General features: G+C 31.4%; 22 protein-coding genes. 17 read left to right on the top strand and 5 right to left on the bottom strand.

All coding sequences use genetic code 11. The features are described from left to right. The first annotated feature begins 66 nt into the window (after window positions 1–66). From L8W40_RS03230 to L8W40_RS03215, 4 genes are all read left to right on the top strand, one after another. A complete protein-coding gene (locus L8W40_RS03230) occupies window positions 67–795 on the top strand; it encodes a gluconate 2-dehydrogenase subunit 3 family protein (protein ID WP_133319432.1) in 729 nt (242 codons plus the stop codon). A gap of 3 nt (window positions 796–798) precedes the next feature. After that, on the top strand, window positions 799–2,520 hold the full coding sequence (locus L8W40_RS03225) for a GMC family oxidoreductase (protein WP_263660546.1): 1,722 nt from the start codon (window positions 799–801) through the stop codon (window positions 2,518–2,520). A gap of 226 nt (window positions 2,521–2,746) precedes the next feature. Next, a complete protein-coding gene (gene rrpA, locus L8W40_RS03220) occupies window positions 2,747–3,076 on the top strand; it encodes a MarR family transcription factor RrpA (RefSeq protein WP_263662095.1) in 330 nt (109 codons plus the stop codon). Continuing rightward, window positions 3,073–3,525 carry a lipocalin family protein gene (locus L8W40_RS03215; protein ID WP_263661085.1) on the top strand — a complete coding sequence of 151 codons (453 nt, stop codon included), beginning with the start codon at window positions 3,073–3,075 and terminating at the stop codon, window positions 3,523–3,525. The genes rrpA and L8W40_RS03215 overlap by 4 nt, the downstream gene beginning before the upstream one ends. On the opposite strand, the gene L8W40_RS03210 is transcribed toward L8W40_RS03215, so the two are convergent. Next, complete coding sequence (locus L8W40_RS03210; protein ID WP_263664650.1) at window positions 3,522–4,604, bottom strand: NAD(P)-dependent alcohol dehydrogenase; 1,083 nt, start codon at window positions 4,602–4,604, stop codon at window positions 3,522–3,524. The genes L8W40_RS03215 and L8W40_RS03210 overlap by 4 nt on opposite strands. A gap of 180 nt (window positions 4,605–4,784) precedes the next feature. Here L8W40_RS03210 and L8W40_RS03205 point away from each other — a divergent pair, with 180 nt between their 5' ends. From L8W40_RS03205 to L8W40_RS03195, 3 genes are read left to right on the top strand one after another with little or no spacing between them, the layout of a single operon-like run. Then, window positions 4,785–5,855: a Fic family protein gene (locus L8W40_RS03205; protein WP_263664649.1), complete on the top strand. Its 1,071-nt coding sequence runs from the start codon at window positions 4,785–4,787 to the stop codon at window positions 5,853–5,855. 29 nt (window positions 5,856–5,884) lie between these two features. Continuing rightward, complete coding sequence (locus tag L8W40_RS03200) at window positions 5,885–6,016, top strand: DUF1643 domain-containing protein (protein ID WP_263664648.1); 132 nt, start codon at window positions 5,885–5,887, stop codon at window positions 6,014–6,016. Beyond that, complete coding sequence (locus L8W40_RS03195; RefSeq protein ID WP_318529478.1) at window positions 6,013–6,399, top strand: DUF1643 domain-containing protein; 387 nt, start codon at window positions 6,013–6,015, stop codon at window positions 6,397–6,399. The genes L8W40_RS03200 and L8W40_RS03195 overlap by 4 nt, the downstream gene beginning before the upstream one ends. On the opposite strand, the gene L8W40_RS03190 is transcribed toward L8W40_RS03195, so the two are convergent. Genes L8W40_RS03190 through L8W40_RS03175 form a run of 4 tightly spaced genes read right to left on the bottom strand, consistent with a single transcriptional unit; the run spans window position 6,396 to window position 9,806 of the window. Beyond that, window positions 6,396–7,577 carry a molybdopterin molybdotransferase MoeA gene (locus L8W40_RS03190; protein WP_263664646.1) on the bottom strand — a complete coding sequence of 394 codons (1,182 nt, stop codon included), beginning with the start codon at window positions 7,575–7,577 and terminating at the stop codon, window positions 6,396–6,398. The two genes, L8W40_RS03195 and L8W40_RS03190, sit on opposite strands and share 4 nt — an antisense overlap. Before the next feature lies 1 nt (window position 7,578). Next, complete coding sequence (locus tag L8W40_RS03185; protein WP_263664645.1) at window positions 7,579–8,025, bottom strand: molybdopterin synthase catalytic subunit; 447 nt, start codon at window positions 8,023–8,025, stop codon at window positions 7,579–7,581. A gap of 3 nt (window positions 8,026–8,028) precedes the next feature. Continuing rightward, entirely contained in the window at window positions 8,029–8,250 is a 222-nt protein-coding gene (locus L8W40_RS03180) for a MoaD/ThiS family protein (protein WP_263664644.1), read from the bottom strand. A gap of 11 nt (window positions 8,251–8,261) precedes the next feature. Continuing rightward, window positions 8,262–9,806: a multicopper oxidase family protein gene (locus tag L8W40_RS03175; RefSeq protein WP_263664643.1), complete on the bottom strand. Its 1,545-nt coding sequence runs from the start codon at window positions 9,804–9,806 to the stop codon at window positions 8,262–8,264. Window positions 9,807–9,951: 145 nt separating this feature from the next. Between L8W40_RS03175 and nspC the strand changes: the two genes are divergently transcribed. The 10 genes from nspC (at window position 9,952) to L8W40_RS03125 (ending at window position 22,798) form a co-directional block, all read left to right on the top strand. After that, complete coding sequence (nspC, locus tag L8W40_RS03170) at window positions 9,952–11,115, top strand: carboxynorspermidine decarboxylase (protein WP_263664642.1); 1,164 nt, start codon at window positions 9,952–9,954, stop codon at window positions 11,113–11,115. A 136-nt stretch (window positions 11,116–11,251) separates the two neighbouring features. Next, complete coding sequence (locus L8W40_RS03165) at window positions 11,252–12,181, top strand: formate dehydrogenase subunit gamma (RefSeq protein WP_039627999.1); 930 nt, start codon at window positions 11,252–11,254, stop codon at window positions 12,179–12,181. Between the two features lie 63 nt (window positions 12,182–12,244). Continuing rightward, a complete protein-coding gene (locus L8W40_RS03160) occupies window positions 12,245–12,925 on the top strand; it encodes a molecular chaperone (RefSeq protein WP_263661078.1) in 681 nt (226 codons plus the stop codon). Window positions 12,926–13,100: 175 nt separating this feature from the next. After that, a complete protein-coding gene (locus L8W40_RS03155) occupies window positions 13,101–13,304 on the top strand; it encodes a twin-arginine translocation signal domain-containing protein (RefSeq protein ID WP_133319416.1) in 204 nt (67 codons plus the stop codon). 16 nt (window positions 13,305–13,320) lie between these two features. Then, complete coding sequence (locus L8W40_RS03150) at window positions 13,321–16,143, top strand: formate dehydrogenase subunit alpha (RefSeq protein WP_263661077.1); 2,823 nt, start codon at window positions 13,321–13,323, stop codon at window positions 16,141–16,143. Window positions 16,144–16,153: 10 nt separating this feature from the next. After that, window positions 16,154–16,723 carry a formate dehydrogenase FDH3 subunit beta gene (gene fdh3B / locus L8W40_RS03145; RefSeq protein WP_133319414.1) on the top strand — a complete coding sequence of 190 codons (570 nt, stop codon included), beginning with the start codon at window positions 16,154–16,156 and terminating at the stop codon, window positions 16,721–16,723. 55 nt (window positions 16,724–16,778) lie between these two features. Further along, a complete protein-coding gene (locus tag L8W40_RS03140; protein WP_263664641.1) occupies window positions 16,779–17,507 on the top strand; it encodes a winged helix-turn-helix domain-containing protein in 729 nt (242 codons plus the stop codon). 48 nt (window positions 17,508–17,555) lie between these two features. After that, entirely contained in the window at window positions 17,556–18,134 is a 579-nt protein-coding gene (gene yedF, locus L8W40_RS03135; protein ID WP_133319412.1) for a sulfurtransferase-like selenium metabolism protein YedF, read from the top strand. Continuing rightward, window positions 18,131–19,162: a selenide, water dikinase SelD gene (gene selD / locus L8W40_RS03130; protein ID WP_263664640.1), complete on the top strand. Its 1,032-nt coding sequence runs from the start codon at window positions 18,131–18,133 to the stop codon at window positions 19,160–19,162. The genes yedF and selD overlap by 4 nt, the downstream gene beginning before the upstream one ends. Window positions 19,163–19,300: 138 nt before the next feature. Further along, entirely contained in the window at window positions 19,301–22,798 is a 3,498-nt protein-coding gene (locus L8W40_RS03125) for a bifunctional proline dehydrogenase/L-glutamate gamma-semialdehyde dehydrogenase (protein ID WP_263664639.1), read from the top strand. The last annotated feature ends 1 nt before the right edge of the window (window position 22,799 follow it).

Below are 22,799 nucleotides of genomic sequence, written 5' to 3'. Positions count from 1 at the left end.
ACTATATTAAAAAATCAAGGAATAGAATTGATATGATTTGATATTGTCAATAAAAAGGAGGAAGATATGCAAGATAATGTCATTGATCGTAGAAATTTTTTTAAATTAAGTCTTTTAGGTGGCGGCGTGGTTGCTGCTAGCACTATGAGTGGTGGAGCTATATTGCATGCTGCAGAATTAACTCATGCGCACAAGAAAACACAAGGAGGTTCAAATAAAATAAGAGGAAAAATGTTTTTTCAAGTGCAGACTGATTTTGATAATCTAAGTGCAGCATGTGAGAGAATTTATCCAAAAGATGAGCAAGGTGATGGTGCTATAGGTTTAGGCGTACCTTATTTTATTGATAATCAATTAGCTTCAGCTTATGGTTATAATGATAGAGAATACTTACAAGGACCATTTATAGAAGGAATTGCTGAGCAAGGTTATCAAACCCCAATGAAGCGTAATGAGATTTTTTTAGAGGGTGTTAAAGCTTTGGAAATAATATCTCAAAAGCGTTATAAAAAAACTTTTTCATCTTTAAAAGGAGTTGAGCAAGATAAAATTTTAGTTGATTTGGAAAAAAATAAAATCGATTTCATAGGATTTAAATCTTCTGAATTTTTTACTCTTTTAAGGGATATGACAATAGCTGGAGTTTTGTCTGATCCAATTTATGGTGGCAATGACAATAAAAATGGATGGAGAATGATGCAATATCCTGGTGCTCAAATGAGTTATATTGACAAAATTGCAAGTGATGAGTTTTTTGACATAGAGCCTATGAGTTTAGCTGATATGGAGGGATAAATTATGGTAGAAGTATTAAAAAAAGTAGATGTGGTAACAGTAGGAGCTGGTTGGACAGGTGGTATAGTTGCAGCAGAACTTACCAAAGCTGGATTGACTGTCTTGAGCTTAGAGCGTGGTATGATGCAAACTACGGAAAATTTTGCAATGATTCACGATGAGTGGAGATATGGTATTAACTATGGTTTAATGCAAGATTGCTCAAAAGATACAGTAACTTTTCGCCATAACGTCAATGGTTTAGCTTTACCATATAGAAAAATGGGATCTTTTTTACTTGGAAGTAATGTTGGTGGTGCAGGGGTACATTGGAATGGTTGGACCTTTAGATTTTTACCTTATGATTTTGAGATTAAAACAAAAAGTTTTGAAAGATATGGTAATAAATTAGGTGATGATTATACCTTGCAAGATTGGGGTTTAACCTATAAAGATATGGAACCTTATTATGATAAGTTTGAAAAAACTTGTGGAATTTGTGGAGAAGAAAACCCACTTGCTGAAAAAATGGGTTTGTTTAGATCAAGTCCTTATCCGCAAGAACCTTTAGAAAATACTAAAATGCTTAAACGCTTCGAAAAAGCTGCAAAAGAAATGAAATTACATCCATTTAGATTACCTGCGGCTAATTCAAAAGGCGGTTATACTAATCCAGATGGTCAAGATCTAGCCCCATGTCAATATTGTGCTTATTGTGAGCGTTTTGGTTGCGAGTATGGTGCTAAGGCTAGTCCTATTAATACTGTCATACCTAAAGCCATGAGCACAGGAAAATATACTATAAGAACTCATAGTAATGTTATAGAAATACTAAAAAAAGATGGTAAAGCTACAGGAGTTAGGTTTGTAGATACTAGAACTATGAAAGAGTATATTCAGCCAGCAGATATTGTAGTGCTTACAAGCTATATGTTTAACAATGCTAAGCTTTTAATGGTAAGTGGTATAGGTGAGCAATACGATCCAAATACAGGCAAAGGTACTTTAGGTAAAAACTATTGTTATCAAATCAATATGGGAACAACAGCATTTTTTGATGAGCAATTTAATACATATATGGGTTCAGGTGCTTTGGGTACAACTTGCGATGATTATAATGGGGATAATTTTGATCACTCAAAAGAGAAGTTTTTACACGGAGCTATGATTTATAGTGTGCAACTTGGAAATCGCCCTATCCAATCAGCTCCTCTGCCAAAAGGAACTCCAAGTTGGGGAGCTGAATTTAAAAAAGCTTTAAACTATAATTTTACAAGAGCCATTACAGTGGGAGGGCAAGGCGCATCTTTACCACATAAAAGTAACTATTTGAGTTTAGATCCAACCTATAAAGATGCTTTTGGAACGCCACTTGTAAGACTTACTTATAATTTTACAGATCAAGATCGTGCTTTGCATAAATTTATAACAGATAAAACAGCTGAAGTAGCTAAAAAAATGCAAGGAGTGAGATCAATTAAAAAAGGAACTTATTTAAAAGATTATAGTATTGTGCCTTATCAATCTACACATAATACGGGTGGAACTACTATGGGTGCTGATCCTCGAACAAGTGTTGTTAATACTTATTTGCAACATTGGGATATGGATAATCTTTTTGTTGTGGGTGCAGGAAATTTTCAGCACAATAGCGGATATAATCCTACTGATACAGTTGGAGCTTTGGCTTATCGTTGTGCAGAGGGTATTTTAAAATATCATAAAAATGATAGACAATTAGTATAGATATATGTGAAGCATTTTGCTTCACATATTATTTTTCGCTACTATCTTTTTCTTTTTTCTTTTTCCATAAATGAAGCACAGCCCCGCATGCCCCACCAACAATAACAGCAATGATAAGATTTGTGATGAAATCCATCGAAACCATTTTTAATTTGTTTTCATTTTGATAAAAAATGATTTTGGATTATAATATAAAAAAGCATGATGCTATATAAAAGGAAAGTATATGGAAGAAAAGTGCGATTTTACAGAATGCGGATTTAATTATACTTTATCTTTGATTTCGGGAAAGTATAAGATGAGCGTTTTGTATTGTTTGTTTCGTTATGAAGTTGTAAGATATAATGAACTTAAAAGATATCTTGGTAATATTTCTTTTAAGACCTTAACACATACTTTAAGAGAGCTTGAAAATGATGATTTAATCACGCGTAAAGAATACCCACAAATCCCTCCAAAAGTAGAATACTGCCTTGCTAAAAAAGGTCAAAGTTTAATTCCTATTTTACAAGCGATGTGTGATTGGGGCGAGGCAAATCAAAAGGAAGAAAAATGATAGAATTATTAGATGGTATAAATTTAGAAAAATACATGGGCACATGGTTAGAAATGGCTAGAAAACCTGCCTTTTTTCAAAAAACTTGCAAAAGTGCTAAGGCAGAATATGAGCTAGAGTATGAAGGCTCTACGCCTATAATCAAAGTCAAAAATATATGCACTAAAGAAAATGGAGAAATCTCTCAGGCAAATGGCAAAGCTAGGGTAAAATCACCAAGATCTTTAGCGGTTAAATTTAGTATTTTTATGAATGTTTTTAACAAGCCAAATTATGAGATTATTTACATTGACACAAGCTATCAAGTTTCTATCGTAGGTAGTCCTGATAAAAAATATTTATGGATTTTATCAAGAGAGATTTTAGCAAAAGAGCAAATAAACTCTTTGCTTGAAATAGCCAAGCAAAGAGGTTTTGATACTAGCGATGTGATTTTTGATGAGTATTAATCCTGCTCACTCATATCGATTACATAACGGAATTTGGCTTTTCCTGAAGTGAGGTTTTCATAAGCTTTGTCAATCTCGCTTGGTTTGATGAGTTCAATTTCAGGATAAATTCCATGTTCTAAAGAAAAGTCAAGCATTTCTTGAGTTTCTTTAATGCCCCCAATAAGCGAGCCATATACTTTTTTACCGGCTTTATGTACAAAATGAATGATGTTAATGCTAGGACTTACTTCATGTGGAGGTAATCCTACTATAGCCATCTCACCACCAAATTTTAATAAATCCATATAAGCTAGCGGATCATAAGGGGTTGGTATGGTGGAAATGATGAGGTCAAATCTTTCTTTTACCGCACTTTTATCTGTACTAGTATAAAAATTACTCACACCCATAGCTAGAGCTTGTGCTTTTTTGTTTTCATTTCTTGCAAAAACACTTACTTTTGCACCCATTTTCACAGCATATTTTACTGCCATCATACCAAGCCCACCAAATCCTGCTACGGCTACGCTTGAGCCTTCTTTAATATTTGAAAATTTAAGCGGTGAGTAGGTAGTAATACCCGCACACAGCAAAGGCGCTATCTTTTCAAGTGGTGCATTTTTTGGTACATTGATAGCAAATTTTTCACTTACTACGATGTTGTTTGAGTAACCTCCATAGGTGTTTTCATTATCATGAAATACATCTTTGCAGTTATAAGTGTAGATGGTTTTACCATTTTCGCAAAATTGCTCTTGAGATTTTTTGCATGCTTCGCACTCTCCACATGAGTTTACCATGCACCCAACCCCAGCATAATCGCCTACTTTAAATTTACTCACATTTTCACCCACTGCGATGACTTCTCCTGCTATTTCATGGCCAGGTACGCAAGGGTAGGTTGCTTCGCCCCATTCACTTCTTGCAGTGTGTATGTCGCTATGGCAAATTCCTGCGTACTTGATAGCGATTAAGATATCGTTTTTGCCTACTTTATGGCGTGTAAATTCAAAAGGTGTGAATTTAGAATCTTTGCTAAGCATGGCATAACCTTTGCTTTTAACACGACCATTTTCTAAAAAGATTTTTGAGTCCATTTTCTCTCCTTTGTGGTTTTTGAAATTATATTAAAGCTAGGTTTTTATTGCAATAGGGAAAATAAAGTAAGATACTATACTAAAGGTGCGTAGAATTAATATGTTAAAAATTTTTGATTTTTTTAACATATTTTTTTATAATGTTAAAAAATTTTATAAATTTTAACATATGGAAAAAACATGAAAGAGTTTATACCGCCAAAACTACCTTTAGATATAAAATTAAACGCAAATATTTATAACCTTATCATCAAAGCTTCAAGAAAATTAGCCGAATTAAATGGACTTAGTAAAAGCATTCCAAACCCAAATATTTTAATCAATGCTTTAATTTTGCAAGAAGCTAAAGATTCAAGTGAGATAGAAAATATTATTACTACTCACGATGAGCTTTTTTTATCTAAAATTGATGAAAAGAAACTCACAAGGGCAACAAAAGAAGTAAAAGACTATGAAAATGCTTTAAAAAAAGGATATGAGCTTTTAAAAAAAGAGCAATTATTAAGAAATGCTCATATTTTAGAAATTCAAAAAAGATTAGAAGGAAATAATGCAGGTTTTAGAAAACAAAGCGGAACCATGCTTAAAAATCCTATTACAGGTGAAATCAAGCATATACCACCACAAAATTTTGATGATATACAAAAACTTATGAAAAATTTAGAGCAATACATTAACGATGATACTCTAGATGAACTTGATTTTTTAGTAAAAATGGCAATTATTCATTATCAATTTGAAAGCATACATCCTTTTTATGATGGAAATGGTAGAACAGGTAGGATTATAAATATACTTTATTTAGTGTATAAAGGGCTTTTGGATTTGCCTATTTTATATTTAAGTGCTTATATAGTTAAAAATAAAGATGAATATTACATTCTTTTGCAAAAAGTACGCGATGAAGGTGCTGTTTTAGAATGGATAGAATATATACTAAAAGGTGTAGAGCAAACTGCCATAAAGACAATTGAAACTATCATTATAATAGAAAAAATGATGAACGATGTAAGTGATATTTTGCAAAATAAAACAAATTTTTATAGTAAAGATTTTGTGGAACTTTTGTTTTCTCACCCTTATACAAAAATAGATTTTTTAATAAAAAAACTAGATATTTCAAGACAGAGTTCTTCAAAATATCTTAAAATTTGTGAAAAATTAGGGGTTTTAGAATGTGTTAAAATAGGTAGAAATAATTATTACATTAATACAAAACTTTTAGGACTTTTTAGAAAAGGAATTTTTTGATATTTTAGTATATTAAATTAAGGTTATGCATGAAAAATTATGATATATATGTATATGATGAAAAGTGTAGATATGTTTTAGGAAAGAAATCAAATAGTATTTTACTATGCATAGGAATCAATCCTAGTATTGCAACTGATAAAAAGCTGATCGAACCATAAAAAAATTAGAAAATATAATTAAATTTAATAATTATGAAAGCTTTGTAATGTTGAATATTTATCCAGAAATTTCAACTAATCCAAATAAACTTCCTTATGGATATAATGTTGATATACATAACAAAAATTTAGAGTATATAAATCACATTTTATGTGAATATAAAAATGTGGATATTTTGGCTTGTTGGGGAAATTTAATTAATATAAGAGAATATTTGCATGTGCTATTAAAGGATATTTTTACTCAAGATAAATTTAATAAAACAAGAAAATGGTTGTGTTTGGGAGTTACAAAAACTAATAACCCAAGACATCCATTGTATTTAAAAAATGATACCAAAATAATGCATTTTGATATGAAAAAATACTTATGTAAAAACTAAGGCATTAAAACAATATCCACTAAATCATTTTCTTTTATATCATCATGTGCTATCATTAATGCAGCTTTGTGGTTAAGGTTGTTGATGATGGCACTTGAGCCTTGTTTTTTGCCTTTTAAATTGGCATAAATTTTTCCATCTTTAAATTCCACATTACAAGCTACAAATTCTAAATGCGAACTTTTTTTCTTATAGTCAGTATTTGCAAATGCTTTAAATACATAGTCTTTTTCTTGTAAAAGCCAAGCATTTAAAAGTTCTCTTACATATAAATTAAACATTACCATAGCCGAGTATGGAAAACCCGGCAGGGCAAAGATGAATTTATCTTCAAATTTGGCTATTTTGATATGTTTTCCAGGTTTTACATCGACTTTGTCTAAGATGATTTCATACTCTTTAACAGCTTGTTTTAAAAAGTCAAAATCCCCCATGGAAACTCCACCGGTGGTAACTAAAATATCACACGCATTAAGTGCTTGTTTTAAAACACTTGGAGTTTTTTGCATATCATCTTTTAAAAGTGGAAAAATTCTAGCTTCAGCACCAAGTTTTTTTGCCATATTAGCTATGGCTACATGGTTTGATGAGCGAATTTGTGCAGGGTGTTCTAAGCTTTCGCCTAAGTCTTTGATTTCACTTCCACTACTTAGCACGCCTATGATAGGTTTAGCAAAAACACTAATGTGAAAATATCCAAGCTCAGCTAAAAGTGCTATTTCACTATAGCCTAGTTTTGTGCCTTTGGTGAGTAAAATTTCGCCCTTGGTGTAGCTCTCGCCCACCTTTCTCACAGCAAAGCCTTGTGAAACTTTTTCTTTTACATAAACCATATTATTTTTAACTTCAACTTTTTCCACAGGCACTAAGGTATCACAACCCTCACTCATTAAAGAGCCTGTAAAAGTTTTAACACATTCTTTATTTTGTATTTTAAAGCTTGGGAAAATTCCAGCAGGTACTTCGCCTATGATAGACAAAGCCTCATCTTGCTCACTAAATTTAATTGCATAGCCATCCATAGAAGCAGTAGGAAATTGAGGGTTGTTAGTAGAAGCTTTGATATCTATGGCTAAAATTCTATCTAAGCACTGTGTTAAAGCGATGTTTTCTATCTTTTCATATGTTTGTATGTGTGAATGAAGTATGTCTAAACTTTGGCTATAAGAAGTTAGCATTTTAGTCCTTAGTGCTTAAAATTCCTGCTCCTTGAAGTTTCAAAGAGCGTTCTTTGGCATAAATTTTTTTGCCATTAATGATATCATATTTCCATATAGGTGCGCTTGCTTTAAAATCTTCTACAAAATCATTAATTAACTTAAGTCCTAATTTTCTTTGCTTGCTTAAAACCCCAGCAAAATAAGAACTCTCATACACTTTAACCTCACCGATAGAGTGAGCAAACATCAAGCTTACATTTTCATTTGTAAGTTTTTGGCACCATTTTTCAAACCAAGTTTTTAATAAAGGCTCATATATATCAAAACTTAAAGCCTCAATCTCATCTTCAGCCCTCACTATACCGCAAAATGTGATCAAAGCTCCGCAGTTTTTATCTTTAGCATATTCATACCATCTAGCATAAATGCTAGGAATTTCTAAGGCTCCTTGGTGTAATTCAAACATAACTCATCCTCCACAAACCGGTGGTAATAAGCAAATTTTATCCCCATCTTTTAAGGTAGTTTCATCATCAAAAACCATTTCATCATTTAAAGCAACTGCACAAAGTTCAAGCCATTCTTTTAAGCTTTCATCTTGTCCTAAAATTGCTTTTAATTCTTTAAGATTGCTTACATTTAGTTCTAAGCTTTCTTTGTTAATTGGCCCTAGAAATTCAATTTTTACCATTTTTTTTACCTTTATTCTTTTATTTCTAAAATTCCCATCATTCCAAGATCTTCATGCTCTAAAATATGGCAGTGAAACATTCTAATACCGGTAAATTTTTGACTCATTCTAAGTCTTAATTCTTCTCCAGGTCTTACATTAATCGTATCTTGCAATGCTCTGAATTTTGCTTTTGTTATTTTACCCTTAAATTTAGAAGATATGAGTTCAAATTGTGTTCCATGTATATGGAAAGGATGATCCATATGCGATTTGTTTTTTATTACCCATTCTTCTACTTCATTTAATTTTGAGGTTAAATCCGTTCTATTCATATCAAATGTTTTACCATTGATTAAAAACATAGAGGCAAGGCTTTTTTTGATTTCTTCTTCACTTTTTTTACTAATACCATGCATTTGCATATGATCTTCGCTCATAATCACTTCTTTAAAACTTGTAGCTTCTTTTAAAGGTGAAAATTCTCGTAGCTTTTCAGGTATGTTTTCTATAGTTTTTTCTACTTTAAGATCAGCCAACATAAGAGTGTAAGGTTCTTCTTTAACAAGCATTTTATCGCGGTCATAATAAGTACTTTCAAGTTTAAATTCACCCTTACTTGCTTTGATTAGCACTTCTACTCTTGAAGCAGGACTTAAAAATAATTCATCTAATTCAACACCTTTTTCTATAAGCCCTCCATCAGTTCCTACTAAAATAAATTTAGCACCTTTAATGCGTAAATTTAAATATCTTGCCGCACAAAAATTATAAATACGAATTCTTTGAGCTTTGTCAAGTGTTATTTTTGGTTTTAATTGTCCATTGATAAGAACTAAATTTCCTTCTCTGCCATTTAGCCAATCAAATAAATTATTATCAGGAATTTGTGCGTTTTTATCTAAACGCAAATCACTAATCACCCAATCTTGTTCTTGTAAATGCGACAACGCATCTTTTTTAGCTTTTACTACAAATACCCCTGCTAAGCCTTTATAAACTTGCTTTGCTGTGGTGTAGTGTGGGTGTGGATGATACCAGTAGGTTCCTGCTGAATTTTCTCCAAGTTTAAAGCGATAAATTCTTTCTCTACCAGGCATGATAGGATCGTGTGGGTTGCCATCTTGCTCAGGTGGTATGTCAAGTCCATGCCAGTGGATAGTAGTTGGCTCTTTTAAACTATTTTTTACCAAAATTTCTACAGTATCACCTTCATAAACTTCTATTTTAGGTCCAGGTATAGAGCCATTGTAAGTAAAGCATTTTGTTTTTTTACCTTTAACAAGCTCTATTTGACTTTCTTTGATTTCTATACTTGATCTAAAGAAATTTTTCTTTGTACTTGTGTTTTTTAGAAGTTTTAAATTTGCTAATGTTTGTCCGCTAGGAAAGTCTTTTTCATCGAGTAGTTTAATGTTTGGATTTTCTAGTTTGATAAAAGAAGTATTGATTTCTTTTGTATCTTTTTGTGTATGTTTTGAGTGCATATTATGATGAGAATGATCCCCCATTGCATAAGTGCTGCTAATACTTGCTAAACCTAAAGCATTAAATTTTAAAAATAACCTTCTATCCATTAAATTTTTACTCCTAAATTAATTTTGATTTGGATTTTGATTATAGCTATTGTTTGATTAATGATTGTAAATTATAAAAACAAGATATAATTTTAATATGATTTGTTATACAAGTGGTTTTAAATCAAAAAATTAAGGACAAATAATGCTAATTAAAAATCATTTAGATAAAGACTTTCAAACTCCTGCTTATATTTTAGAAGAAGACAAGCTTAGAAAAAATTGTGAGCTTTTGGCTAAAGTGAGTGAGCAAAGTGGAACAAAAGTCTTGCTTGCTCTAAAGGGTTTTGCTTTTTCAGGTGCTATGGATATAGTGGGTGAGTATCTATCAGGTTGTGCTTGCAGTGGGCTTTGGGAAGCTAAATTCGCAAAAGAATATATGAATAAAGAAATTCATACTTTTTCACCTGCTTTTAAAGATGATGAAATAGATGAAATCATAGATCTTTCACACCATATAGTATTTAATTCTTTTAATCAGTTTAAAAAATTTAAAGATAAAGCAAGCCACAAGTCTCTTGGTTTGCGTTGTAATCCAGAGCTTTCAGTGGCTCCAAAAGAACTTTATAATCCTTGTGGTAGATTTTCAAGATTAGGAATTCGTGCGATTGATTTTGAAAATGAAGATTTAAGTGCTTTAAGTGGGCTTCATTTTCATGCTTTGTGTGAAGAAAGTGCGCATTCTTTAGAGCTTGTATTAAATGCTTTTGAGGCTAAATTTTCAAAATTTATTAAAATTATGAAATGGGTTAATTTTGGTGGAGGTCATCATATTACTAAAGAAGGTTATGACACGCAAAAACTAATTGATCTTTGTAAAAAATTTAGCGATAAATACGGTGTGCAAGTGTATCTTGAGCCAGGTGAGGCTGTGGGTTGGCAGTGTGGGACTTTAGTTGCAAGTGTAATAGATATAGTAGAAAATGAGAAAAAAATAGCTATTTTAGATACTTCAAGCGAAGCTCATATGCCAGATACTATCATTATGCCTTATACAAGCGAGGTTTTAAATGCTAGAATTTTATCAAGTCGTGATGGACAAAATTACAGCGAGTTAAAAGAAAATGAATTTGCTTATTTACTTAGTGGCAATACTTGCTTAGCAGGGGATATCATGGGTGAGTATGCTTTTAATCAAGAGTTAAAAATAGGACAAAAAATAGTATTTTTAGATCAAATTCATTATTCCATAGTTAAAAACACTACTTTTAATGGAGTAAGACTTCCAAATTTAATGTTCTTAGATAAGAATGAAAATTTATCTATGATAAGAGAGTTTTGTTATGAAAATTATTCAAAAAGAAACTAAAAATTGAGTTTTTTTGTAGTTTTTTGCAAATTTATGTTTTTTAAATAAAACTTTTTTTAAAATAAAAATGGAAACTGAAAATTAACAAAACTACAATGCTAAGCTTTTTCTAGCGTGTAATGTTTAGGAGTAATTTATGCATAGAGTTATACTAGCTCTTTTAGCCTGTTTTAACTTTCTATTTGCTCAAGAAAATTTTGAAGTTAAAAATACTCAAATTTGGGATGTGCAAAGAGTGATGAATATAGAAAGTTATCAAAATTTTGGTGCTTTGTGGACTAAACTGCAAGGTGAGTATATTGCAAGTGCTGTTTTGATTATACTTATAGTCGTAATTTCAGCTTTTGCTTTGCATTATATGGTCATAGGTCCAAAGAAATTTTCTCATGATGGTAAGAAAATTTATGCTTTTTCAGTATTTGAAAGATTGTTTCATTTTGTAGCAGCAATCTCTTGGATTATCCTTGTACCAACCGGACTTATTATGATTTTTGGATCGTATTTTGGCGGTGGATTTTTTGTAAGAATGTGTAAAAACTTACATGGTATTGCTACTATTTTATTTATCATTTCCATCATTCCTATGCTTTTGTGTTGGATTAAAAGAATGCTTCCTGCGAGTTATGATTTAAGATGGATGATGATAGTAGGTGGATATTTAAGCAAAGAGAAAAAACCTGTGCCTGCGGGTAAGTTTAATTTTGGTCAAAAATCTTGGTATTATATAGCTGTTTTTGGTGGCTTTTTGATGATAATCACTGGTGCGTTTATGTTTTTCCTTGATTTTAATTCTACTTCTTTGCAATCTATTTTTGGAATTTCTCATATAGATATTTTAAGAGCTTCAGCTATCATCCATAATATTTTGGGTATTTTATGTGCAGTATTTTTTGCTATTCATATTTATATGGCCGTATTTGCTATTAAAGGAAGTATCCATTCTATGATTAGTGGTTATAAAGAAGAAGAGGAAGTTTATATTTTACATTCTTATTGGTATAAAGAATTAAGCGATAAAAAACAAATCAATCCATCGTTTACTTACGATTCTAAAACAAAATTTTAAAATCTCACTTGATTTTTTTAAATTTTCCTTGTTATAATCAAATAAAAATAACAAGGAAAATTAATGATACAAGATATTGATCTTTCGCGCAAATATTTTTATGAATTTTTTTCAAAAGCTTTTAATTTTATCGACGAAAATGAGTTTAAAATTTGGCATGAGCAAGTTTTAGTTTTAGCTCAAAGTCCTTTAGATGATAGTTTAAAATTTGATTTTGAAAAACTTAGTGTATGTGATTTTGCAAGTTTTAAAGAAGAACAAAATGGAGTATTTTTTGATTTTTCTTATGTGAATGTGCCTATTAGTGCTTCTTTTTATGATGAGGGTAGAGATGATGGCAAAATGAAGCTTCAAGCCTGTGAAATCATTAGAAAAACCAAATTTAGAAAAAAAGAAGATTGTAGGCAAAGTGAAGATGAATTTGGCTTTTTGTTTGCTTTTATGGCAAGTATTATTGAGCATGATTTAAAAGTTGCACAGCAATTATTTCGTTTTGTGATAAACCCTGTAATAGATGAGTTTATAGAAAAATTACAAATCCACAAAAACTCAAATTTTTACATTGCTATTGCCAATATTATGAAAGTCTTTTTTGTAAATGAAAGAGCTTATTTGGAAGTACAAGCACCTATAAAAAAAGAAGGTAAAAGTGTAGCAGATGAGGCTTTACAAAGACTTCCTTATGAGCCAAGACTTCCTACTAAATTTAGCAAAACAAATATAGAAGAACTTAGTAAATTATAGAAATTAATATGTATTTTGTTACCAAAATACATATTATCAAAACCATCTTTTTATGAAAATAGAAATTAAATAAAATCTTAAGTGAAAATATGCAAAATTTATTTTGTTAAGTGTATAAATACTTTGAAAATAAGTATTTATAGTTATTCTTTACTTTTATTTCAAAGGAGAGAACATGGAGGCCAATCAAAGAAGGGATTTTTTAAAAAAATCTTTGAAAATTGGTGCTTTAGGGGTAGTAGCTGGGGCAAGTGTGAATGCTTTAGCTAAAGATGATTACCAAGAGCAAAATACCGTAGTTTTAGGAAAAAGTACTAAAAAAGAAGTGCTTTATAGAAAAACTATGCATTGGGAAAAATACTACAAAATAGCTTATTAATTAAGAAAGGAAGAAGATGGCATTAGCAAGAAGAAATTTTCTTAAGCTTGCTGGTATTGCTGGTCTTGGAAGTGCGGCTTTTGGTAGTGAAAACAAAGCTATTAGAGCTGCAAGTGAACAAGAAGTAGCAAATCCTTATCCAGATTCTAAGATTGTTAGAACAATCTGTAGTATCTGTAGTGCAGGCTGTGGAATTAAAGCAGAAGTACAAGATGGAGTTTGGGTGCGTCAAGAAAACGCTATAGAACATCCTATTTCTCAAGGATCACACTGCTGTAAAGGGATAGATCAAATCGATCTTACTAAATCAAAGCAGCGTATTAAATATCCTATGAAAAAAGAAAATGGCAAATGGGTACGTTTAACTTGGGAGCAAGCTATCAATGAAATTGGCGATAAAATGCTTGAAATCCGTAAAGAAAATGGACCTGATAGTGTTATGTTTTTAGGTTCGGCTAAATTTAATAACCAACAAGCTTATTATTTTAGAAAATTTGCAGCATTTTGGGGTACTAACAATATAGACCACGTTGCTAGAATTTGACACAGCGCAACAGTCGCCGGTGTGGCGAATACATGGGGTTATGGCGCTATGACAAATCATTTTGGTGATGTGACTAAACACTCAAAAATGATGATTATTTTTGGTGCAAATACTGCTGTGGCAAATCCTATCGGATTTAAACACTTATTACAAGCAAAAGATCGTAATAATGCTAAATTGGTAGTTGTAGATCCTGTATTTACAAAAACTGCAGTACATGCTGATGAATATGTAAGAATTCGTCCAGGCACAGATATAGCTTTAGTTTATGGTATGCTTCATTTGATCTTCAAAAACGGTTGGGAAGATAAAGAATTAATCAAAACTAGAACTTATGGTGTTGAAGAAATAAAAGCAGAGGCTGCTAAATGGACTCCTGAAGTTGTAGAAGATGTAACAGGCGTTCCAGCTGCTCAACTTGAAAAAATTACAAGAATGCTAGCTACAATCAAACCTGCTACGCTATTTTGGGCTTTAGGTATTACTCAACACTCGGTAGGTAGCTCCAACACAAGAATTCTAGCTATCTTACAACTCGTTCTTGGTAATATAGGCAAACCAGGTGCAGGAACAAACATCATTAGAGGTCATGATAATGTTCAAGGTGCTACTGATATGGGCTGTTTGGCTGATACTTTACCAGCTTATTATGGGCTTGATGATAATGCGTGGAATCATTTTGCTAATTTTTGGAATGTAGATAGAGAATATTTAAATTCAAGATTTTATTCTAAAGAATGGATGCATGAAAAAGGTTTTTCACTAGCAAAATGGTGGCAAGGCGTTTTACATGAAGAAAAAACTTATTCTAACTCACCTATCCGTGTGCTTTGGGTGCAAGGAACGGGTATTACTTCTATGGCGCATACGGTAAAAATTCAAGAAGCGCTTAAAAAACTTGATATGATTGTAATCGCTGAACCTTTTGTAAATGAAGTAGCAGTTTTAGCAGATCGTTCTGATGGTATTTATATTATCCCTGCTTGTACTCAATTTGAAACAGAAGGTTATGTCACTGCGACTAATCGTGCTATGCAATGGCGTTCTCAAGTAGTAAAACCAATTTATGAAAGCAAAGAAGATCAAGAGATTATGTTTGCTTTTGCTAAAAAATTCGGTTTTTATAAAGAATACACTCGCGGTATGAAAATGGAATTGAAAGATCATAAGCTTGTGCAAACAAGAGATGATAATGATGATAATTTTATATGGCCTGATGATGCTACAAGAGAAATGAGTAATGGTCTTTTAAGCATAGGCTTAAGAGGTATTTCAGCTGAACGCTTAAGAAAACACCAGCAAAATTGGGAACATTTTGATCCTGATACTCAAAGAGGTATTGGTGGTAAAGTTAAAGGCGAATACTATGGTTTACCTTGGCCTTGTTGGGATGAACAACATCCGGGAACTTCTATATTATGGAATACTGATGTGCCTTATGAAGAAGGCGGTATGGGCTTTAGAAACCGCTTTGGTTTAGAGCATGAAGGACATTCTCAATTAGCAGATGATGCCTTTACTCCAAAAGGATGTAAAGTTAAAGGTGGTTACCCACAAATCACTAAGGCAAATATTGAAAAAGTATTTAATATCAAACTAAGTGATAGCGAAAAAGAATTAATGGGCGCTAGCTGGAGTACAGATATTTCAGGTATTATTTTAGAAAAATGTAGAGAAAAGAGTGCTTGCTGTTTAGGTAATGCAAGAGCTAGAATGAAAGTTTGGGAATTTGCAGATCCTATTCCGTTACATAGAGAGCCTATTCACTCACCTCGTTGGGATTTGGTTAAAAAATATCCTACTTGGGGCGATCAAGAGAAAAACTTCAGAGTTGAGAGTAAATTTATCAGCGAGCAACAAAAGAAAGATTGGAGCAAAGAGTTTCCAACTATCATTTCAAGTATGCGTTTAGTAAATTTAAGTGGTGCAGGTATGCTTGAGAGAACTAGTAAATATCTTGCTGCAATCACACCTGAAATGTTTGCTAATGTTCACCCTGAACTTGCCTTAAAATATGGTATAAATGATGGAGATATGATGTGGATTCATTCACCGCAAGGTACTAAGATTAAAGTAAAATGTGTGCATAATCATTCTGTTACACCGGATAGAATTTGCTTGCCTTATAACTTTGCGGGTATTATGCAAGGAGTGGATTTAAGTTATAATTATCCTGAAGGCACTAGACCTTATACTATAGGTGAAAGTTCTAATACGGTTACTAACTATGGTTTTGATATAAATACGCAAATTTCTGAATTTAATGCAGGACTTTGCAGACTTGAAAAGGCTTAAGGGGTAAGTTATGGCTAGAATGAAATTTTATGTAGATAATAATCGCTGTATTTCTTGCTTTGCTTGTCAAGTGGCTTGTTCAAGTGCGCACGAAGTGCCAGTGGGGATTAATAGAAGAAAGGTAATCACTCTAAATGAAGGCATAGAAGGAAAAGAGTTTTCAACAACTCTTGCCTGCCAACACTGCACAGATGCTCCATGTGAGCAAGTTTGTCCTGTAAAATGCTTTTATATTAGAGCTGATGGTATTGTTTTACATGATAAAAAAACTTGTATAGGTTGTGGGTATTGTCTTTATGCATGTCCTTTTGGTGCTCCACAATTTCCAAGAGATGGTGCTTTTGGTATCAAAGGTCAAATGGATAAATGTACTATGTGTGCAGGTGGTCCTGAACCTACTAACTCTCATGAAGAAAGAGAACTTTATGGACAAAATCGTATCGCAGAAGGTAAAGTACCTATGTGTGCTGCGGTTTGTTCTACAAATGCACTTTTGGTTGGTGATGCAGCTGAAGTTAGTGCAATGTATAGAAAAAGAGTTTTGCTTAAGGGCCAAAATTTAGGACTTGATGCAAAATAACCCAAAGGGTGTTTACAGGCACCCTTTTTTACTACTTATAATCCAAGGTTAATTCATGGAAGAATTAAATTTAAAAATTCAAAAAAATCTTGATGAAAATAATAAACTTACTTGTAAAAAAGCACTAGAGCTTTTAAAACAATACTCCAAAGAAGATTTTCAAGCTAGTATAAAAAAAATGGATGTAAAAATTTCAGATTGCGAGTTAGGTCAATTTGGAAAGTTAAATAAAAATATAGCAAAAAGTGAAATTTTAGAAAAATTAGAAACAAAACTAGATTCTAAGCGTCGCATATCATGTAAAGATGCTTTAGAATGTGCTAAAAACTTTAATATGGCTGATATGAGAGCTACGCTTAAAACTTATAAAATTGATGTTAAATACTGCGAACTTGGTTGTTTTGAAGAAAAAAAAGGTAAAAAATTTCATATAAAAAGCAAAATTTGGGTAGAAAATCCTGATGGAGAATTACTTTTTGGTAAAGGGAAAACAGATATTTTAGAATTAGTTGGAGAATGCGGAAGTATTTCCCAAGCGGCTAAACAACTAGGGATGAATTATAAAAAAGCTTGGCTTTATATACAGGATTTAGAAAAAAATATGAAAGAAGAATTACTCATTGCTAAAAAAGGAAGAGGAAGTGAAGCTGGTAGTAAGCTTACTCCAAGAGCTTATGAGTTAATTCAAAATTTTAAAATTTTACAACAAGATGTAGAAGAATACACTAATAAACGCTTTAAAGAATTATTTTTCAAGAAAAATCAAGAAAAAGATAAAACTTAATTTGAATACAAGTTATAAAAATATATCATTAAGTAAAAAAGGTAAAAAATGAAAATTGATTGTAGAGATTTAGCTTGTCCGCGTCCTGTGATAGAGACAAAAAAGGCTTTAGAAGAGTTAAAAGAAAATGAAAATTTAGAAATTCTTTTAAATTCTCAAGCTTCTAAAGAAAATGTAATGAGGTTTTTAAAATCTTTAAATTTGAACTTTAGTGTGAAAGATGTAAATGATGAAAGTATTATTAGCATTATAAAAGATGGTGATATAGTTCAAATTCAAGAACAAAATTTACAAGAATATAATGTGTTGTTTTTAAAAAGCGATAAAGTAGGTGAAGGGGAGCTTGGGAAAAATCTAATGCTAGGTTTTTTAAAAACCTTAAAAGATTTACCTAATAAACCTGTAAAAATCCTTTGCGTTAATGATAGTGTTTTAATGAATACTGATTGTTCTCATATGGCTTTTGAAGCTATGAAAGAGCTTGAAAATTTAGGGGTTGAAATTTATAGTTGTGGGGCATGTTTGGAATTTTTTGGTAAAACTAAAGAGCTTAAAATAGGCAAAATAGGTAATGCTTATGAAATTTTAAATGAACTTTTTGGAAAGGCAAAGATTATTTCTTTATGATATATAAAGATCAAAAACTAACTCAATATGTAAAAGCTGCGGGTTGAGCTGCCAAACTAGACTCGGTGGGTCTTGACAAAATTCTTGGCATTTTAAAACCGCATGAAAACATTTTAAGTGGTATTAATAATAATGAAGATGCAAGTGTTTATAAGCTAAATGAAGATTTAGCTTTAGTGCAAACACTTGATTTTATCACACCTGTGGTTGATAGTGCGTATCATTTTGGTGTTATAGCTGCTGCCAATGCTTTAAGTGATGTATTTGCTATGGGTGCTGAGGTGATTAATGCCTTAAATATTGTAGGCTTTGATACTTGTCATTTTAACAATGAAATTTTACTTGAAGTTTTAGAAGGTGCTAGAGCTAAGGTTGAAGAAGCTGGTGCTGTACTAGTAGGTGGCCATACTATAGAAAATGATGAATTTATTTTTGGTCTTAGTGTGACAGGTGTAGTTCATCCTAAGAAATTTATAGCTAATAATAGTGCAAAAGATGGTGATGTTATTTTACTTACTAAGCCTATAGGTAGTGGCATTATTAGTACTGCTATCAAGGCTGGTTTGCTAGAAAAAGCAAAGATTTTAAAAGCAATAGAGCAAATGAGTTTTTTAAATCTTTACGCAAGTCGTATTTTAAAGGGGTTTAAAAGTCTTAGTGCTTTAAGTGATGTTACTGGTTTTGGCCTTTTGGGGCATTTAAAAGAAATGTTAAATGAAGAAATTATGATAGAAGTGTATAAAAATGAAATTCCTTTAATGGATGGAGTTTTGCCAATGGCTAATATGGGGATAATCCCAGCAGGAGCTTATAAAAATAAAGATAGCCTAAAAATTTGGGTTGATAATTTAAATGAAAAAGATGAGGATATAGTGTATTTTGATCCTCAAACTTCAGGTGGACTTTTAGCTGCAATGAGTGAAAAAGATGCAAATGAGGCTTTGAAAATTTTGAAAGATTACAATATAGAGGCAAAGATTATTGCTAGATGTGTAAGAAATACTCATAATTATTTATTATTACGCTAATATTTTATTTACAATTAAAAATATATGTTTATATTTGTTACTTTTTTACATAAAAAAATAAATTATAAATAAATATATGTTGATTTTTGTGGCTATTTTTGTATCATAAAAGATATTAATTACTAAATGGAGGAAGAAATGATACAAAAAGCTTTGCAATTAGCTGAAGAATTACAAAGAAAAATAGAAAGTAATATCTCTCAAAGTGAAAAAGAATTTCACGCCAAAATGCAAAAACTTTTAAACAATCCTAAAAATAAAGTGATGTTGATTGAACTTTTAGATCGCTCTTTTAGATGTAAAGATAAAAGTGCGAGTTTTGAGCTTATAGAGCATACTTTAAACAAATATGGTATAGCAGATTTTTTTAGTGCTTTTGAAAAATTTTTGCTTTTTTCATTTTTAAATTTTGGAAAATTTGCACCAACTCTTAGTGTGCCATTTTTCATTAAGCATTTAAGAGAAGATACTAAAGCTATGGTTTTAGATGCAAACCCTAGTGTTTTAGAGCCTCATATGCGTAAAAGAAAAGATGAAGATAAAATTACCTTAAATGTAAATTTAATTGGTGAAGAGGTTTTGGGTGAGGCTGAGAGTGCTTATAGAGTAAAAAAATATGAAGAAGCATTAAAAACAAGCTATATTACTTATATTTCAATTAAAATCACTACCATTTTTTCTCAAATTAATATCATTGATTTTGAATACTCTAAAGATGAAGTGGTAAAAAGATTGGATAAATTATATGCTCTTGCTTTAGAAGAAGAAAAAAAGCAAGGTGTGTCTAAATTTATCAATCTTGATATGGAGGAATTTAGAGATTTAGAATTAACCGTTGAAGCTTTTATGGAAAGTATTGCAAAGTATAATATTAAAGCAGGTATCGTTTTACAAGCTTATCTTCCTGATTCTTATGAATATTTGAAAAAACTTTTTGCTTTTTCAAAAGAAAGAGTTTTAAAAGGTATGAAGCCTATAAAAATTCGCTTTGTTAAAGGAGCGAATATGGAAAGTGAAGAAACTATAGCTTCGCAAAGAGGTTGGGCTCTACCTACTTTTTATAAAAAAATTGACACAGATAGTAATTATAAGAAAATGCTCGATTTTGTCTTAGAAGGCGATAATTATAAATATATTAATGTAGGTATTGCGAGTCATAATTTATTTGAAATTGCTTATGCTTATACTAGAATTTCACAAGCAGGAGCTTTATCATCTTTTACTTTTGAAATGCTCGAGGGTATGAGTTTGCAATGCTCTTATGAGCTTTCTAAAATGCATGATCTTATACTTTATGCACCGGTGTGTGATGAAGCGCATTTTAATAATGCCATTGCTTACTTAGTAAGAAGACTTGATGAAAATACTAGTGAAGATAATTTCATGAGATATTTTTTCAACCTTAAAATCAATGATAAAAATTGGCAAATGCAAAAAGAATTATTTATAAAATCATTAGAAGGCGTTGCTAGTTTGGATAATTCTACTCATAGAACTCAAGATAGAAATAATGAAACAAAGGCTATTAGTTCTTATGAGAGTAAAGAATTTAAAAACGAACCTGATACAGATTTTATCTTAAAAGCAAATAGAGAATGGGCTAAAAATATAAGAACTAAATATGAAAATTTAGAAAATTATGATGTGTATCCGGTTGCAAAAGAAGAAATTAAAAATGAAAATTTACAAGTAATAGAAGTTAAAGATAAAATCAAAAATCGCACTATAGGTAAAGCACATTTAGCAGGCCAAAAAGAGATTAAATATGCTTTAGATGTAGCTAAGAGCTCAAATTTTAGTGATTTAAGTCATGATGAAATTTATAAGATTTTAGCAAAAACTGCTCAACTTGTTAGAGATCGTAGAGGAGATTTAATAGGTATAGCAGCTTTAGAGGTAGGAAAAACTTTCTTAGAGATTGATCCTGAAGTTAGTGAAGCTATAGACTTTTTAGAATTTTATCCACATTCTTTGGAAAAACTAAAAGAGCAAAATCCAAATACTACTTTTAAAGCAAAAGGCATAGGTGTGGTAATTGCACCATGGAATTTTCCAGTAGGTATTTCAGTAGGAACCATAGCAGCACCTTTGGCTGCAGGCAATAAAGTAATATATAAGCCATCATCTTTATCTATGCTAACAGGTTATATGCTTTGTAAATGCTTTTGGGATGCAGGAATTCCTAAAGATGCTTTGATTTTCTTACCTGCTAAAGGTAGCGATATATCAAAATACTTGCTTGTTGATCAAAGTGTGAAATTTTCAGTATTAACCGGTGGAGAAGAAACTGCTTATGCAATGCTCAAAGCTAATCCAACCTTACTTTTAAGTGCTGAAACAGGCGGTAAAAATGCAACTATTGTTTCTAAATTTGCTGATCGTGATAGTGCGATTAAAAATATCATTCATTCAGCATTTTCAAATTCAGGTCAAAAATGCTCTGCTACTTCTTTACTTGTTTTAGAAGAAGAAGTTTATGAAGATGAGGAATTTAAAAAGACCTTAGTAGATGCTGCTAGTTCTATGGCGGTTGGAAATCCATTTGTATTTAAAAATAAACTTGGAGCTTTAGCAGATAAACCAGATGTAAAACTGCAAAAAGCATTAGATGAGTTAGCTCCATATGAAAGTTGGGCTTTAAAGCCTAAATTTGTAGATGATAATCCTTATCTTTTAACTCCAGGGATTAAATATGGTACAAAAAAAGGTGATTTTACACACATGAATGAGCTTTTTGCGCCAATTTTAACTGTAATGAAAGCAAAAGATTTAAAAGAAGCTATTGATATAGTAAATTCTACAGGTTATGGACTTACAGCAGGATTTGAAAGTTTAGATGAGAGAGAATGGGAATACTTCCACACTCACATAGAGGCAGGAAATATTTACATCAATAAACCAACAACAGGAGCTATAGTTCTTAGACAACCTTTTGGTGGTATTAAAAAATCAGCCATTGGTTTTGGTAGAAAAGTTGGAATTTATAATTACATCACTCAATTTTTAGATATAGAGCAAAGTCAAGTTGATCAAAATGTCTTAGATAATGAATTAGTATCAAATTTAAATGCTTTAAGCTTGGATTTAAATGAAAAAGATAAAGCTGATTTTGAAGTCATTAAAGCTATAGCAAGAAGCTATGCTTATCATGCAAAACATGAATTTGCTAGTGCAAAAGATTATGTTAATATAAGAGGTGAGGATAATCTTTTTTCTTATACAAAGGTTAAAAATATCGCTTATAGAGTGCATAAAGATGATAGTTTAAAAGATATTTTAGGGGTTATTTTAGCAGCTAGTGTGCTAAATATTGATCTTATTTTAAGTTATGATGAGCATGAAAAAATAGATCTTGTACAAAAGATTAATCAAAAAATTAGTTCAAAAACTTTATTCCTTAAAGAAAGTAAAGAAAATTTCATTAGCAAAATAGCTGATTATGAAAGAATTCGTTATTTTGCTCCATTAAATATTAATGATGAAATTTTCATAAAAGCAGCAAGTTGCGCAAAAATCATTGCCAATGCTAAGCCTTTAATGAATGGGCGTTTTGAGTTGCTTTTATATCATAATGAAAAAGCTTTAAGTATATCTTTCCACCGTTATGGAAATCTAGGCATTCGTGCTTTAAAATAAA

This window comes from Campylobacter sp. IFREMER_LSEM_CL1846 (genome assembly GCF_025772105.1).
GTDB classification, from domain to species: domain Bacteria; phylum Campylobacterota; class Campylobacteria; order Campylobacterales; family Campylobacteraceae; genus Campylobacter_D; species Campylobacter_D lari_D.
Note: the sequence above shows the minus strand (reverse complement) of the source record. Positions and strands in the feature narration are given on the sequence as shown.

Bases quoted from the DNA above. Each gene is read 5' to 3' on its own strand.
- L8W40_RS03185 (WP_263664645.1), bottom strand. From the start codon at position 8,025: ATGTTTGAATTACACCAAGGAGCCTTAGAAATTCCTAGCATTTATGCT.
- L8W40_RS03125 (WP_263664639.1), top strand. From the start codon at position 19,301: ATGATACAAAAAGCTTTGCAATTAGCTGAAGAATTACAAAGAAAAATA.
- L8W40_RS03165 (WP_039627999.1), top strand. From the start codon at position 11,252: ATGCATAGAGTTATACTAGCTCTTTTAGCCTGTTTTAACTTTCTATTT.
- L8W40_RS03175 (WP_263664643.1), bottom strand. From the start codon at position 9,806: ATGGATAGAAGGTTATTTTTAAAATTTAATGCTTTAGGTTTAGCAAGT.
- L8W40_RS03215 (WP_263661085.1), top strand. From the start codon at position 3,073: ATGATAGAATTATTAGATGGTATAAATTTAGAAAAATACATGGGCACA.
- nspC (WP_263664642.1), top strand. From the start codon at position 9,952: ATGCTAATTAAAAATCATTTAGATAAAGACTTTCAAACTCCTGCTTAT.
- L8W40_RS03210 (WP_263664650.1), bottom strand. From the start codon at position 4,604: ATGGACTCAAAAATCTTTTTAGAAAATGGTCGTGTTAAAAGCAAAGGT.
- L8W40_RS03200 (WP_263664648.1), top strand. From the start codon at position 5,885: ATGAAAAATTATGATATATATGTATATGATGAAAAGTGTAGATATGTT.
- L8W40_RS03140 (WP_263664641.1), top strand. From the start codon at position 16,779: ATGGAAGAATTAAATTTAAAAATTCAAAAAAATCTTGATGAAAATAAT.
- L8W40_RS03225 (WP_263660546.1), top strand. From the start codon at position 799: ATGGTAGAAGTATTAAAAAAAGTAGATGTGGTAACAGTAGGAGCTGGT.
- L8W40_RS03230 (WP_133319432.1), top strand. From the start codon at position 67: ATGCAAGATAATGTCATTGATCGTAGAAATTTTTTTAAATTAAGTCTT.
- L8W40_RS03180 (WP_263664644.1), bottom strand. From the start codon at position 8,250: ATGGTAAAAATTGAATTTCTAGGGCCAATTAACAAAGAAAGCTTAGAA.
- L8W40_RS03205 (WP_263664649.1), top strand. From the start codon at position 4,785: ATGAAAGAGTTTATACCGCCAAAACTACCTTTAGATATAAAATTAAAC.
- fdh3B (WP_133319414.1), top strand. From the start codon at position 16,154: ATGGCTAGAATGAAATTTTATGTAGATAATAATCGCTGTATTTCTTGC.
- rrpA (WP_263662095.1), top strand. From the start codon at position 2,747: ATGGAAGAAAAGTGCGATTTTACAGAATGCGGATTTAATTATACTTTA.
- L8W40_RS03190 (WP_263664646.1), bottom strand. From the start codon at position 7,577: ATGCTAACTTCTTATAGCCAAAGTTTAGACATACTTCATTCACACATA.
- L8W40_RS03155 (WP_133319416.1), top strand. From the start codon at position 13,101: ATGGAGGCCAATCAAAGAAGGGATTTTTTAAAAAAATCTTTGAAAATT.
- yedF (WP_133319412.1), top strand. From the start codon at position 17,556: ATGAAAATTGATTGTAGAGATTTAGCTTGTCCGCGTCCTGTGATAGAG.
- L8W40_RS03160 (WP_263661078.1), top strand. From the start codon at position 12,245: ATGATACAAGATATTGATCTTTCGCGCAAATATTTTTATGAATTTTTT.